The 15267-nt window shown below is 44.5% G+C and carries 11 protein-coding genes and 1 pseudogene; 1 reads left to right on the forward strand and 11 read right to left on the reverse strand.

The genetic code is table 11. From position 1 onward, the window contains the following. Positions 1 to 157: 157 nt before the first annotated feature. Positions 158 to 1300 carry a GGDEF domain-containing protein gene (locus L0992_06975; protein ID XGB68420.1) on the reverse strand — a complete coding sequence of 381 codons (1143 nt, stop codon included), beginning with the start codon at positions 1298 to 1300 and terminating at the stop codon, positions 158 to 160. A gap of 214 nt (positions 1301 to 1514) precedes the next feature. Next, the gene (locus tag L0992_06980) at positions 1515 to 1970 is read right to left on the reverse strand and encodes an Lrp/AsnC family transcriptional regulator (protein ID XGB68421.1); all 456 of its coding nucleotides are present in this window, start codon (positions 1968 to 1970) and stop codon (positions 1515 to 1517) included. A 142-nt stretch (positions 1971 to 2112) separates the two neighbouring features. Between L0992_06980 and L0992_06985 the strand changes: the two are divergent. Continuing rightward, positions 2113 to 3923 (forward strand): annotated as a pseudogene (locus L0992_06985) (PLP-dependent transferase). A gap of 125 nt (positions 3924 to 4048) precedes the next feature. Here the strand turns inward: L0992_06985 and L0992_06990 are convergent. From L0992_06990 to L0992_07030, 9 genes are all read right to left on the reverse strand, one after another. Next, positions 4049 to 4291: a hypothetical protein gene (locus L0992_06990; GenBank protein XGB68422.1), complete on the reverse strand. Its 243-nt coding sequence runs from the start codon at positions 4289 to 4291 to the stop codon at positions 4049 to 4051. A gap of 339 nt (positions 4292 to 4630) precedes the next feature. Then, positions 4631 to 6673: an FUSC family protein gene (locus L0992_06995; protein XGB68423.1), complete on the reverse strand. Its 2043-nt coding sequence runs from the start codon at positions 6671 to 6673 to the stop codon at positions 4631 to 4633. A 125-nt stretch (positions 6674 to 6798) separates the two neighbouring features. Further along, on the reverse strand, positions 6799 to 7524 hold the full coding sequence (locus L0992_07000) for a metallophosphoesterase (GenBank protein ID XGB68424.1): 726 nt from the start codon (positions 7522 to 7524) through the stop codon (positions 6799 to 6801). A 77-nt stretch (positions 7525 to 7601) separates the two neighbouring features. Then, on the reverse strand, positions 7602 to 8105 hold the full coding sequence (locus tag L0992_07005; GenBank protein XGB68425.1) for a YcxB family protein: 504 nt from the start codon (positions 8103 to 8105) through the stop codon (positions 7602 to 7604). Between the two features lie 468 nt (positions 8106 to 8573). Beyond that, the gene (locus L0992_07010; protein XGB68426.1) at positions 8574 to 10568 is read right to left on the reverse strand and encodes a proprotein convertase P; all 1995 of its coding nucleotides are present in this window, start codon (positions 10566 to 10568) and stop codon (positions 8574 to 8576) included. A 12-nt stretch (positions 10569 to 10580) separates the two neighbouring features. Then, positions 10581 to 12098 (reverse strand): alpha/beta hydrolase, encoded by a 1518-nt coding sequence (locus tag L0992_07015; GenBank protein XGB68427.1) that lies wholly within the window; start codon positions 12096 to 12098, stop codon positions 10581 to 10583. Positions 12099 to 12587: 489 nt separating this feature from the next. After that, positions 12588 to 13685 carry a nickel/cobalt transporter gene (locus L0992_07020; GenBank protein XGB68428.1) on the reverse strand — a complete coding sequence of 366 codons (1098 nt, stop codon included), beginning with the start codon at positions 13683 to 13685 and terminating at the stop codon, positions 12588 to 12590. A gap of 94 nt (positions 13686 to 13779) precedes the next feature. Beyond that, positions 13780 to 14502, reverse strand: coding sequence for a DUF1007 family protein (locus L0992_07025; protein ID XGB68429.1), 723 nt, complete (start codon positions 14500 to 14502; stop codon positions 13780 to 13782). Positions 14503 to 14682: 180 nt separating this feature from the next. Beyond that, on the reverse strand, positions 14683 to 15180 hold the full coding sequence (locus L0992_07030; GenBank protein ID XGB68430.1) for a heme-binding protein: 498 nt from the start codon (positions 15178 to 15180) through the stop codon (positions 14683 to 14685). Between the last annotated feature and the right edge of the window lie 87 nt (positions 15181 to 15267).

Below are 15267 nucleotides of genomic sequence, written 5' to 3' on the forward strand. Positions count from 1 at the left end.
CTTGTTTTAGTGAATCAATCAACACAAGGTTGATATAAGTGATTAAGTCAGTGAAATAGTGCGGTTTTGATTATTGGTTTTTGAGGAAGTTCTAGCTTTAAATTGGGCGAAGTTTGTTTGTTTTTTCTTAATATGAATATCTAACTACCACATTTTGTTAACGCTCAACAATGCAATCGCGCCCTTGGGATTTCGCGTCATAGAGGGCGTTATCTGCTCTTTTAATTAATGAATTCCAGTCATCGTTTATGAGGGCTTGAGTCACTCCAATGCTGACAGTATACCTGCCAGATGAGAGCTCTTGATTGGAGTTGTGTTTTGCGTGGTTTCTTATTCTTTCAGCTATCCGCATTGCTTGAACTTTATTCGCTCTAGGTAACATGACAACAAACTCTTCTCCACCATAGCGAAAGCAGAAATCGCTTGTTCGGCATGTATCTTCAAGAATTTGACCAAAGTGCTTAATCACATCATCTCCCTTGTCATGACCATAGGTATCATTAATTTTTTTGAAATGATCTAGGTCGGCCATCAGTACAGAAATGTCACTCTCTCGGCCTGGTTGAACAAGCTTGGGTATCAGCTCTGCTAGGCCTCTACGGTTATAAAGGCCTGTTTGTTCATCAGTGATAGATGAGCGATAGGTCTGCTTCAATAAACGATCAGTTAAGATCCAAAACACTGAAAATGCGAGGCTAATAATTGTGATTGTCATGATAACGAAAGACAATTTATGAATATCTGATATCAGGTAATAGTTTGAATTCGTTCCTTTAGTATGAGCAAGTACGCCTCTAAGTGCCATATAGAGAATGTTGATGAACAGGGTCAGGTTCAACAGACATTTTGCTTCTTTGTTATCGTGTATTTCCCCTGAATAGTTTGCACAGAGGGCTAAGATACATATCGTCACAGCGAGAATACTTCGAGCTTCGATCCTAGAAGTAACAGAAGGCGCAATTAAGGCGCTATAAAGAAAGAAGCTAATCCCAAGGGAGCTAATGATGATTGATATTACGAGAAAAGAGCGACTTGCTCCTCGTAACACGGTTATACCGACGAGTAACAAACCAAAAGCCGTTGCGTATGCACCATTGGAAAGAAAAACGATGGAATCTGAAGATTGAGTAACGCCGAACGAAAGTGGGGTAACACTGGCTCCTAACATCAAAGCAGCATAAGCAATATAATTCACCCCTAGTGTGGTTCCTGCGAGTATATATTTATGAGTTAACAGCATAGCACTCGCAACCGTGGCTGCTAGCAAAGAGGTATATATAGCTAAGGTGTGTACATCCATGAAATCACCAACAACGTAAAAAAATGAACTCTCTCAATTCAGTATTACGCAATTTGTATTATGAATGTTTAGTAGTTAATCATTATTAAACCATATGCTGATGCAGATCAATTTATGCTCAGGTGCGCGAACTAGTACTAGGGCATTTCTGAACTAGAAAGTGTCACGTCAAAATTCAAGCCATCAAGATTCTGGACCCAATAGCGACATACATCTACCTCACCGGCAACTTAGTCTTTGTTTTTACCTGACCGAAGGCGAAGCTGGATTCAATAGAAGCAATATTGGGCAGGCGGGTTAATTGCTTGCGGATAAACTGCTCGTAGCTTTTTAAAGATTCACTCACCACATGCAGTAGGTAGTCGTGATTCCCCGTCATTAGAAAACACTCTAACACTTCATCAATCACTTCAATGTGTTGCTCAAAGTCTCGCATGTTCTCTTCAGTCGGCTTTTCAAGCTTTACCAATACAAACACATTGACTGGCAGGCCACACGCTTCTTGGTCAACACTGGCGTGATAGCCGCGAATAATCCCTTGTTTCTCTAATGCTCGAACTCGGCGTAAGCAAGGAGAGGGCGACAGTGCTACTCGGTCGGCCAACTCTTGATTAGTCAGCCGAGCGTTGCTTTGCAGTTCAGCCAGTATTTTCTTATCGATCTCATCCATTGGCATATTCCATCAATATTGAATTTAGTTTGGCAATATTATTGCTCAAAGTGTATGTCTTACTTCGTAAATAGCAATTTTTAGCATCTGCACAAAACTAAAATTAAAGGAGGAACAACCAGCATGGAATGACTTAGGAACTATGAATACTTCAACTCAACTTAGCCCGCTGCGTAAAACTACCAAACACGAACAAGCAGAAGCCCTTGCCATTGAGCAAGCCAAGCATTTTGGTATCGACCCAAACAGTGATTACGGCGTCACGCTTATCGAACTGGCGACGACACTGTACAAAGCCAATACCAAGACACACGATCTTTGGGCATTGACGGTTGATGGCCTTTCAGAGCTCGATAAGAGCGACCGAATCGCTTGGTTTAACGCCAAACGTTTTTGTCATTCCAGATCGCTAAGATCCTCGACAATCTGCAAAACCCAATGCGCGCCACTTACCAGTCTATTGCCACCAATAATGGTAATTTTGCATCCAAAGGTGCGTATCCTATCTTCGATAATGTCGCTGCTATTTTCTCTGCAAGCCCTGTGATTACACGTACCGCGACCTATTTGTTTGCGTGTACAGAATGGATTGAAGATGCGTTTAATGGTAAGGAGCCGCTGCACGATATTTACTCTCGACTGCTTAACCCAACATCGATTTCACTGGCTAACCACATGGTTGATATTGAGGCAGGCTCTAGAGCCAATGAGTACCTCGCATGGAACTTTAACTCGGGGATGGCCGCTATTGATGGGTTGTTGAGCCATCTACTTGGGTATGAAGACATTGTCTTAGCTTCACGCAATATCTACGGCGGTTCTTACCAACTGTTGGAAGATTGGTTTGGCAAGCCTTCGAACCTGAATGTCGCGGTAGAGTGGGTGGATGGTTACTCCGGGGATGAGTTTGCGACGCGACTTGATGAGGTTGCCGATAAATACGCAGATCGCATCGCTGCGGGTAAGAAAATCTACGTCTACCTAGAGTCGCCGTGTAACCCGCATGGATACGTGTTAGATGTTGCTAGCATCAGTCAAGCTGGTCACTCTCGTGGCTGGGATGTGATTGTTGACTCAACAGTGGGGACTCCATTGCTGCATCCAGTACTAAAACGCGACGATGTGGCTGAAAGACCCGATTATGTCATTCACTCCTACACCAAAGAACTGGCGGGTTCTGGCACCACAACTGCTGGGGTCGTGATTGGCCGTAACGAGACCATGTTTATTCCAAAAGGAGAGGAGGTCACTTTCACCAAGTCCAACGGCGATGAGGTCACCATTCCATGGAACGAAACCTTGTTTTGGAATGTGTATTACATCAAAGGCGCATTCTTAGATGCAGACAAAGCGTTCGAAGTGCTCAATGGTATGAAAACGTATGAGATGCGTGTGGTGCAGAAAACGATTAATACACTGACTCTGGCGAAGATCTTTGATGCCCACCCAGACATCAATGTGTCGTGTCCTGCTTTGCCAGACAGCGATAACTATGAACACTGCCAAAACAACATGTACTTGGGGCTACCAGCCGCGTTGTTTACCATCGATATGGAAGGAAACGGTAATCGTGTGCCAATCAATCGAGATGGGTTCAAACAGTTCTTCGATATGCTTGAGCCAGCAATTGGGATGCAAGTGAGCTTAGGACAAACCAATACGGTCGCGCTGTGCCCAGCATTGACCACGCATTCAGAACTCAGTGACGATGCGCTCAATGAAGCGGGCATTAAGCCGACGACTATGCGTATCTCTATTGGTTTGGAAGATCCTCGCATGTTCATTGCTCATATTATCGAAGCAGCCAAGTTATCGATTGACCACAAACACGCAGACTTCTCATCTAGCTTCCCGAGTAGCGAGCGTATCGATGAGATCTATATGCAAACCTATATGGATGTACACCAGAGGTTTGTGAAGAGTTTGCCGAAGTTTAGTCAACTGAGTCAGTAAGAAAAGTTGGCAAGCTCAGTCAGTTAAAAGGCAGAAAATAAAAAAGCACCCTGCTGACTCAATAGTCGGTAGGGTGCTTTCTCGATATAGAACCAAGTGACCATATTGGTTTACCAAGTCACTTACTATTTTGGCTGGTGGCCTGTCTTCTTCGCAAGCTCTTGCATAGCCTCAGCAAAGGTTGTTGTTCCGCCTTTTGCTTTAACTTGAACGACTTTATAACCTAGCTTTTCCAGTGCTTGGCGCTCTGCTAAAACCGCTTTATCGTCTGGTAGACTGCCTTGCACAGGCTGATGAATGTAACACCCCTCAAGTTGACCATCTTCGACTAGTTGGTGGTGTTTCAGTGCATTGATATCAAAATTCATAGTCAGTCTTTTCGTTTAAATGGAGAGTCTCTGTGGCAAAGGCCGCAAGTCTTTATAATTGATTGTTTGTACCATACGGCATTTTAACCCTAAGAGGCTAGTGTAAATGTAGGAAGCAGAACTAAGAAGCCAATCTCAATACAATTACTTAACCGAATTGCGACGGCGTTGGGTCGGAGTCATTCCGAATCTTTATCGGAAAATTTTACACAGGTAACTGGTGTCTTTACGCCGATCTCATCCGCCAGTTGTATCAAGCTATGGTTGGAATGTATTAATCGCCACTGCACGTGTTGTAGGCGCTAGCTGCTTGCGAGGATATAATTATAATGCTGTTACCTAGCTTTCCAGATTGCGCCTAACTAAGTCGTGCATCTGTTTTACTGTCATCAAAGCTAACCAGATGATTTCTTCTACCGAGCGTTGACCTGTTGTGGAAGTGGCTTGGTCGGCATCGGTTTTATTGGTTAGCGCAGGTAGTTCATCGACGCGATTATCACGAATGGTATTGATCAACGCGTCCATTGCATCATGAATTAAGCGTTCGACTTGCTGAGTGCCTTGGTATTGCGTGCCTGTTCTGATGAGTGGAATCAGCAAGCAGAGGTAGTGGCTCAATAATCGATAGTGACTCAGCATATCCTCGTAATAATGAGGATCGGCGCGAGTGTGTCTTGGTTCTTGCTGCATCTCATTATAAATCAGCTCAAGGTCGCTCTCTGCTGTGAGCATCGCAGCACGTTGCTTGGTTAAGTCCATGTGGTTGCGCTGTTCGGGGGTGACTTGGAGTTGTTCATAGCAATACACAAACAAGCATTTTGAACTGTTCAGAGCCGTTAGCGCTTGATTGTGGATCTCTTTTCCTCGCCATTGCGGCCACAATAAACCATAACCGAGCAGCACAATGGCACCACCAACGATGTTGTCGATCAAACGTGGCGCGGCGAAATCGAGCCCTTGGTGCGCCATGGTTTGATAAATCAAAATCAATAGCGCGGTAATACAACCAATGGCGAGCGAGTAATTTCGCATGATGTTAAGCATCGCAACGGGCAAGAGGACGACAATTAACGTATACATCGCGGTCGTTGGTACGCCAATATGAATCAATGAAGTCGCAAAGAGTACGCCAAGCGCCGTACCCAAACAGCGTTGCCACGTTTTACTGCGTGTCGCCAAGAAGCTTGGTTGAATGACCATTAACATCGAAATCAACACCCAGTCAGGGCGAATCAACTCAAAGTATTCCGCAATTCCAGCGCCAAGCGCGAACATTAAACCGACACGGGTAACATGACGCCAAATAGGGTTGCCTCGGCCTGGTAGACGGAATGACAACTCGAACGGTTGCACTTCAAAAGAACGCTCATATGCAGGTTCATTAAGCTCGATACGGCGAGAAATGTGCTTCACAGCGTAGGCCCAATAGCGAAAACGGGGTTGGTCTTCAAGCTTCACTGCTTCAATCAAGTCATTGGCTTCTTGCTCTAATGAGCTTAAATGCTTCATCTCTTCGTTCGTATTGTGCAATAGCTGTTTGGCTTTGTGTCTTAATCGTTGCTGGCAATGTTGGCTCCAAACCAATAACAAATCTCGCTTTTGTTTACTGGATTGAAATTGGCTTAATAGATCTGGATTCGTGGTGTGGCTGCTGAGTATTACTTCGAAGGTATCAAGAGCAAGGAACAAGGCTTGTCGGAGCGAGTTTGCATCTTCGTGTTTAGAGCGAAAAGATTCGGACTGAAGCGCTTGTTGGAACAACTCGATGAGCTGGTATTTGATGCGTCTTTTTGGCGCTTCATTTTCGCCGCCTAACAAGAAAGCTTGGCGATATTGGATGTAGTCTGCCAACGTCTCGTAAATCGCAGACAAACAGACACGCAACGCATAGTGTTTCCACAGGGCAAACCAAAGCCAGCTAAACAGTGCAAAAGTAAGAGGGCCAAGTACCAACATTGGGTACAAGCTAAGCGCTGTGTTGGAATTATGAAGTGATAGGGTAACGACAGCAATCAGGAGGCTAGACATACCAAGTCGTGCCCAGAATGGACCATTGACCGCCGCACTGGCAAGTAAGGCGCCCAGTGCGCCATAGGTTAACCATAAGGGCAGTCCGCTGATCAGCAGGATGTAACTGACGGCCAAAGTGATTGCCCAAGCGGTTGCGGTAATCGCAAAACGTGTCCACCACCTAGGGCCTGCAGCATCAAGCCCACTAATCAAAGCGGCGGGCATGGTCATGAGCGCGGTCATAGCAATATTGATGTGATTCGACAGCAGCCCTAAGCCGAAAAATAGCACAATAGCACTGGTGGCGCGAAGCCCTAGGTTAATCGAAGGGGAGTACCAGATTTTACGCAGAATGGCAGGAGAAAACGTCATAGACCCTCTTTACTTGCTATGTCTCATTCAGTGTAACGCTAAACTTCTACATTGTGCTGGTTTCAATCACAGATTGATAAATTGAAGCTACAAGGGTTAAGACAGCAAGATTAAAGATAGAGGGCTCAAAAATAGACAGCCTGATAATCGATTGAATTAGCCGAAAAACGAATTCGACTCAATCCTACCTTTTCGCTGCGATTGTATTCATTGATAGAGTGGTCAAACCCATAGGCGGTTGAAGGCGCCATATATTGGGTTATTCCTTGTTTTCTGACAGTTATTCCATCATGGCCGTGACCACAAATAACCTCACGAACGCGATACTTGCGAAGCACCGTCATTACCTCGGCATCGTTTTCCAAACGGATCGCTTTCATCCATTCAGAACCGACAGGAATGATAGGGTGGTGGACAATAACAATGGGATCATCAGCCTTTCTTAGTTGCTGTTTTAGAAGAGCTATTCCACGGTTATTAATACGACCTGAACCTAATGGATGTCGGTTATCAAGCGGTTTGTCGCTAGAGTCCAGAAATACAAACTCTCGTTTATTGATTTTGGCTTTATCGGTGACGACAATCGTCGAGCCTTTTAGCTCAGTACGCATTAAGGAAGAGTCGTCATGGTTGCCCGCAATCGCGTAAATAGACTTGGCGTTAATGTGTTGCCTAATGAAGGCTTCCAATCGAATGTAGTCACCCGGTTTGGGATTACAACAAATATCACCGGTCAGAAAAATGGTCTCACATTTCGTATCTTTGCTGACGTATTCCAGTGCCTTACGCAGGTTTTCATAGCTGGATTCATCTGAAAGGTGGCAATCACTGATTTGGTATACGGTTGTCATTAGTGTTATCCGATTATCCCATTCACTTTTCATAGGTAATAGAAAAATGCCTGCCAAATTGGCAGGCATTTGTTTGCTTAGGGCGTTTTAGGAGCGTTGGAAGCTTCGTGTTGTTCAATCATGAAGGCAATGGCTTCGTCGCTCAAACAAGATTTACTCACATATTGGCGCTGTTTACCGATATGAAGGATAAAGCCGAGATCGGTCTGCTCAAGTTGGTCGATGTCAGTCCACGCGATAGTGTTGGTCGCTTTGTGGTTTTTGTAACTCACTCCGTTAACATCACCTTGAAAGACTATTTTACTGCCAGCGCCTGAGCTGATTTTTTGTCTCCACAACCACCAGGTTCTTTTGCAGTACACACTGAACGCTTCAATCACACTCAAAACGATAAAGAACCAACCCACGTAACCGTTAGGTAATAGTTCAAACTCTAATAGAACCACACCAAAAATAAGAAACAATATTCCCTTTAAATAGGCTTTTGGAAACTGAGTCGGAAGGCTAGTTTGATCATAACACTCTGCAAAAAACGTCTTGTCGAGGGTGTATTCTGTGGTGAAACCGGGTTCTTTAGACATGTGTGACTACTTTAAGGTTCTCTATAAATGGGCTTTCTATGGATGGTATCCATGCTGCGCTCTTGCAACTTGAGCATTGTATCGCTTCTCGATGCTTTTCTTTAGCGGTTTTGACCCTCTTTTGTAAATCGATGATACTTATCGGGTCCATTCTAACCATCGTCACATGGCTATCTTAGGGGGCATCTCTAAGATCAACTAAAAAATTGGTGATGGAACGGATAGACCGGTGGCGTCGCTTTGTTGTTTGGGCCATTGCCCTTTTTGGATAAAAATTCGATCTTATGTTGGTGATTGATGGGCCTAAAGTGGGTAGCGTTGCTTTACCACTACTGTTGAAGATGCTGGCGTAGTCAAGCTCTAAGAGAATAAAAATACAAAGCTTATTAAGTTCATCACCGTTCACTCTGAGAGGTCATGCCCGAAGCGAGACATCGGGCATGACCTTGTTCTATTTCAGTCAAGGGGTCAGTATTCGATGAATAATGACACCTGCTTAACGTTAATGAAATAACTTCTTTCATAAGGAGCTGAGGTAAGAGCTATATCTAGTTTGTTCAGCCCAGATACTCTCTTCTCATTTAACGCTTCTAATAGTTTAGAGTTGGTAAACTTAAGCGTTTGACCTGTTTCTACGTTGTTGAATGTATTTAGCGGATTGCTCCACGCAGGGCACACAGCAAAAGATTGACAGAATGTATCGTAATCCAATGTACTCGGAGACCACGCTTTATCAACTACATATACTCCCACATTGTTGAATGGGAATTGAAGAGTTGAATCTCCGAAATCAACAATAAGCGTTGCCTGTTTAATTTTCCCTCGAACCTCGCTTAAGTCAAAACTCGCTAGTGTTTCGTAGTCGTATGGGATTGAAGCCCCCGCCCTTAAGTAACCGCCGACACGATATTGCGTGACTTGTGTTGCCGGGGTTGCTTGCCAGTTTTCTCTTTCTAACCCGAATAGGTTAGAGGGGAGGGTCATGTTGACTGGCGGACTGAAATCAGAGGCTTGGTATGGTGGAGTTTGACCGAGGACTCCTTGTCGATAGGAGTCAGCGCCACTATAGATTAGCAGTGCGTTCAGCTCATAAGGACCATCGGCTTGCTTAAACGTGTCACTAGGAACGGTAAATTTGATAGTGTTTTCGCCAGCCTCAAGCGGCTCTTGGAAACTCACTAGCTCTAAATACTCTCCGGCTTCACCCACGATATTTACCGAACCTGTGTAAGTTCCACTGCGCGTAACATAGACAGGAAACTCAAAATTCAGCGAATCAATGTAGGTTCCATCTTGCGACATAGTCGGTGTGGTGACTAAATCCCCCGTGACTTCAATCGGTTCGCGGCAACGCTCAAAAGATGCTAAATCAATCAATTCTTCAAACTGAATTCGAGGGGCTGAAATTCGTATGTCATCTTGAGTGATTGCGTAGATGATCGTCGGATTGGAGATCAAAGTAGACGTTGAATCAAACGCGCCAAAAATATCTTCAGTTGAGTACTGTAGAGTGACGATTTGCTTGGCAGGTTTTAGTTGCAGACGTTTGCTTGTGTTCAGCTCGTCAATTCCATCGGTGAGGTAACCATGAATGGCAAAGTCACCCGCGGATTTAACATCAAGTTCCAAGCGCTGCTCTAAGGCAATAACACAGCCTTCAGAGGAAAACAGTGGAGCGAGTGAGTGGCTGGCAAATTCAATGTCAGCGGGTAGTACGTGGATTTTTTTACTTGTCTGGCGATTGATAGTTGTTCCATATTCTTTAAAAGACGTTGTGCCTTCAATTAGGTACTCGCCTTCAGTGGGTGGAACAAAAATATTGCTATAGACACCATCTTCAGCAACAGCATCGAAATTGACACCTTCGTCTTTAAGCTTTAGGCGTGTTTGTACTCCAGTTTCATCAGTGATCACTGCGTTGGTTTGGGCTCCTGTAATCGGTAACCCTTTGTTTGTCAGTAATGCAGAAACAGGAACTGGTTCACCGACCACAAATTGGTTAGCGGCTATCGCCATGCCAAACGCAATAGGGGACTGGATCGCAACCTGAGCAATGATTACGGTGTTGTAACTTGGGTTTGGAAAATCAATGACGATCTTCCATTCGCCAGATTCAGGGTTAGTGATTTCAGGTAAAAATACATAGCTTCCCGGTAGCGGCGGACTTTGTGTGTCACCTGAAAGGATGTTCGCTTGCACATCATTGGATGATGTTGCGACTTGCCCGTTAGGCTTGACTAAATATACGGTTGCATCATCCAACGGCACGACGATTTCTGCTTTTAGGGCTTCCGCTTTGTCGATGGTAAATAACATTGTGACTTCGTTATCGCTACTAGTCACTGGCTGAGATAGTGTCGTACTTGTACTCATCCCAACGGGTATTGCATTACTGGCGATAGCCGGTGTGATGAAGGTACAGAAAAGACTGAACACCATCACTAATTGCTTGATGAATTTCATTGTGGCCACTCCTTAGCGCATTGAAATAATTTGTTGTAGAAAACGTTCAACGTTTTGTCCCGTTTTCATTGTTGAGTGGTTAGCCAATACGTTACCCAATGCATTGGCATAACTTGGGTTAGCGCTTGCCAAGGTCACAACAACATCATTTTCTTGCGGTACTGTTTGAATGGCTTGGTAACTGACTATGGTGATTGGATGAGCTTGTGGTCCATACACGCTTTGCGTTGTGACCGACTGAGTTTGAGTATCGAGGTAGGCCGCAGAACTAAAGCTTCTTAGTGCCTGCCAAGCGGTAACGCCCGCCCAACGCGAACCCCATGGGAATAGACCAACGATGTCAGGATCTTTCTCAATAACACCGTCTTGGTTGAGATCGGCATTTGCCCCAATAGAAAATGTATTTGCAATATTGCCGCGAGTACGCATTTGGAGGGCGTTCGATGCGGTATCTGTTGTTAGATCACGGATACCAGGCATTTTAGGGCCCGCAAACGGTATATTTGGGAGCTGCATGTATTTGCCAGCGTAATTATAGGGGTCGGTACTGACGTTACTGTAGATATCGGCGTAGTGGTCCATTTTTATCACCGACAAATCTGCTGCGACGCTACCAAGGTGAGGTGTCGAGAAAGTAGAAAGGGAGGTTATCTCAAAGGAAGGGCTAAGTGCTTTGAGGTTTTGGGTATCTAGCCCGCCTTTACTGTGCGCAATGACGTGAACTTTATCGGATTTCAACTCATCGAGAAAACCCTGAATTTTGTTGTTCAAGACATTAGCGTTAGTCGCTGTGGTCCCATTTTTGTCAGCAGAGAAACGAGTATAACGAATGCCATAGTCATCAAGTGTAGAAAGCACGCCTGGAGCCGTATCATCATCCCAAGTGTCTGACTGTGCAGCAATGCCATGGGCAAGAACTACAGGAATGGCAACATCAAACTCGATTGAGACCCAATCGACAGACATACACCAGTTGTCTCCCGTATTGCCAGTATCAATATCGACGCGAATCTCATTGTTTTGGCCGAACTTGATATCACTGATATCGACTTGAAGGTTAGTATCCGTCCAACGGTTATCAGCGCCTTGCAGCGTACCTAAAGATTTTCCGTTAAAAGATACGACATCTATTTCTGGAGCAATATTACTGACGTTGGCATTGGAGTCTATGTCGAAGACCGGCATGCTGATCCTTGCGTTAGAACCGATAACGCCTTTTTGCTGCATATCGCCCAGTTTACTTGGGGCTATTCTCCCGTCACTTTGTAAAACGTTGGGGCTGACGACCATAGGAACAGGTAAAGAGATAAGTAGAGGTCCGCCAGAAGCATAGGTACAACCGGTATCCAGACCAGGACCAGAATTGACAACATAAACGCCGAGTTCTTCTTGCGGTGGGGCTATCCCAGAGCTTTGTGAACGCATCGAAAAATTACGCAATTCGTGTGAATCAGGTATATCTTCGGCACTCGCGAAACTCGGAGAAAGTAACAAAACACTGAGCGTGGCGCTCGGAATGTATAGTTTCATTTGTTTACCTTTGAGTATGGGTTATCCAAGAATTTGGGTGAAGAAAACTTTATTTGCAGAAGTAAGGTAGAGGTTTGAATTGTTATGTGAAACTTGCTGTATTTAATTTCGGCTGGTTATTCAATTGATAAAACCGCTGCTCTATTTTTTTGCAAAATAGGAAGAGCACGATCGCAGTTTCTGGATTGCGGGAAGCTGTGCCCATATTTTTAAAAGGTGGGGATAGTTTTTTGGGATTGTTAGAATAATCTCAGTTAGTTTATGGAAACGTAGCTAAGAATAGGAAAGTCACAGTGTGATGTGGCTTCGTTACAGATTATCACTTCGTATGGTGTTCTGAATTGTTGATGACTAACCTAACGGACTGTCTAAAGTTAGGTTAGTAGAAATTATGTAGTTGTTAATTCAGGTTGAGAGATAAGGACTAGTGTCCATTAGCATAAATAGCAAAGGTTGTAACAAACTGAGGTTTGTTATTATATCGTACGATTACACAGTAAACACTGGCGACATACCGCGGTCTTGTCCACTCATTAACAACAAGCCAATTAAGACAAGTAAAACACCACCAAGTAGCTGTAAATAATGACCTGCGGCTTTTAGTGACGCACTGTTATTCTTGTTACCTGCTGCCAAATAGCGTTTTACCAAGTTCTTGCCTGTTAGTGTCATTATTGCAATCGTCGAGGTCGTGAACGCGGTACCTACTGCCATGGCGAAGGCACTCAACACGCCCATCCAATATAGGCCGACCATATTCGCGAAAAGCAGAACCATAATGGCACCTGTACATGGCCTTACTCCAATAGTAACGATGATTCCGGCGTACTCACGGAGCGTTGAAGCTTGGTTTATTGCGTCTGCATCGGCAACATGCTGGTGGCCGCATCCACAGTCGGCATGAGAATGATCTGCGTGAGAGTGTTCTGTAGGTTGCAATGCGTTAGATGGGTTCAACATCATTGAACCAGCAGATACTGATGAGCGAAGCGCCAATGGAGATTGGACTGAAACGGGCGAAGACGTATCAGCCGCTAATGTGGTGATGGCTTTCACTTTCAACTTTGGTTTACGCATTGTGGTGTAGATGTTTTTCAGAGCTTTCCAACAGATCAAAGCACCCACTACCGCGACTAACGCAAAGCTCAACGAGACAAACATATTAGCCTTGTCATTCACCACTCGCATTGACGCGCTAAAGCCCCATAGCAATACACTCACCAGTAAGATAGCCACCAGCGCTTGTAAAAACGCAGAGACAACCGTGAGCACGAGACTTGCTTTCGCCTTAGTAGGGTGGGTTGCTAAGTAAGTGGACACGATAACCTTACCGTGGCCTGGGCCTAAAGAGTGAAGCATGCCGTAGACGAAGCTGAATCCGATGAGGTAGCTGCCTGCGCCCCAAGGGTTAGACTTGGCTTCATAGAGTAGGTCTGCAAGTTCAGAGTTAACTTCTCTTTGCCATTGGATACTAGAGATAACCAATGAGGGCCACATAGACCACAATTGGTATGCGCCGACAGCAACCAGCAATAAAGCGCCAATACCAATGAGGTAATAATTTGTTTTGATTTGATTTTTCTGCATTTAACAAGAACCTGTATCAGAGACCTTTCTCATTGAGTGAGAGGCTTAATGAGTTTGAGTTAAGACGTTTTATGACCGAAACGACTCATTATGATTAAGAAGCTGGAACCGCAGCACAGTGAAGCTCAACCGATTGAGTAAACAGTTGACCTAACGTGTTGTCTGGATCGGCGTCGGCAGGTAAAGACATCGCATAGCTCATTTGTTCAGGTGTCGGGTTCGGTTCAATGATCTCCAACTGACATTGTCTTGCGAGTGAAGACGATAAAGTCACATCGTTATTTGAGAGCCACGACATATCGACGAAGTAACTCGGATCAAAAATCAGCACACGAAGCGAGTCTCGGGTTACGTGTTTTGGTTTTGAAAGTGGTAGGTCAAAAGTGAGCACCATCTTGGCTTTGTCACGCTCAAACTTGGCATGTTTAGCCACTTGATATTTGATTGGCTCTTCACCGTCATAGAAGTAGGTGAAGTAGTGCTCATACATCATATTTTCGATGACAGATGCTGCGAGGTTTTTGTATGTCTCGACCTCTTTCTCTGGCGAGACATCTTCCCCGTCTAACATGTACATAGATGTCATTGCGTCGAAAGACCATTCCATTGAAAGGCCAGTGATCATGCCGTTTTCGCCTTCTATGTGGGTTTTCATTTCAATCCAAGAATGCGGGTGAGCAGATAGGCTCGGCGCAAAAGAGAATAATGCCAACCAAAGAGGCAAGCGCTTAATAGAACGTAAGCCCGCTGAAAAACGGCTTACATAGCGCGAAGATAGGTGATTGAATACGTTGGTTAGAATAAATAGCTGTTTCATGAGACATAATAGTTAATCGATGTGATGTTATACCATAACAATTGATAGTGCTATTCACATCAAATTTGTGTCATGTTTTAGGCTATGTTCTTTGAAAAAGTGTTTAAATTGTCAGTTATCGAACTTATAAAAACGCCCCGCAAGTGCGAGGCATTTCACATTGGGCAAGGGATTCACATTCTAAAAGAACTTCTTGATTGCTTTTTCAGCACATGCGACATCTAAGTGACCACCTGGTGCGCCGCCCACACCAATCGCACCAATCATCGCATTGTTCAATTGAACAGGAACGCCACCCGCTAGGAACAACAGGTTGTCGTCCATATTCTGCAAAGGTTGCATGATCGGCTTATCGGCGATGAGCTTCATCAAGTTACCTGAAGGCTGCTTCATGCTTGCCACTGTGAACGCTTTTTTGCGTGAGCTATCAAGTGTATGGATGCCAGCACCATCAGAACGCAGCTGAGCAATCACGTTACCCGACAAATCAACAACAGTCGCAGAAACCTTGTAGCCATCAGCTTTACATTGATTGACTGCTTCATGGGCAAGTTTGAATGCGGCTTCTGATGAGACTTGAGTGAAAGAGACTGTTTGCGTTTCTGCTGCCATTACATTGTGAGAAAGGTTAAGGAAACCAAGGGTTGCTGCTAGTACTGTTAGTTTTGTCGTTTTCATGTTTACTCCGTTAAAGCATCTGTTTTGAAAGGGTGTTTTTATTCAACAGGTTCATACTAACGAACACAGGATTACGAGGAGCTTTCT

The organism is Vibrio pomeroyi (genome assembly GCA_041879425.1).
Taxonomy (GTDB): domain Bacteria; phylum Pseudomonadota; class Gammaproteobacteria; order Enterobacterales; family Vibrionaceae; genus Vibrio; species Vibrio pomeroyi_A.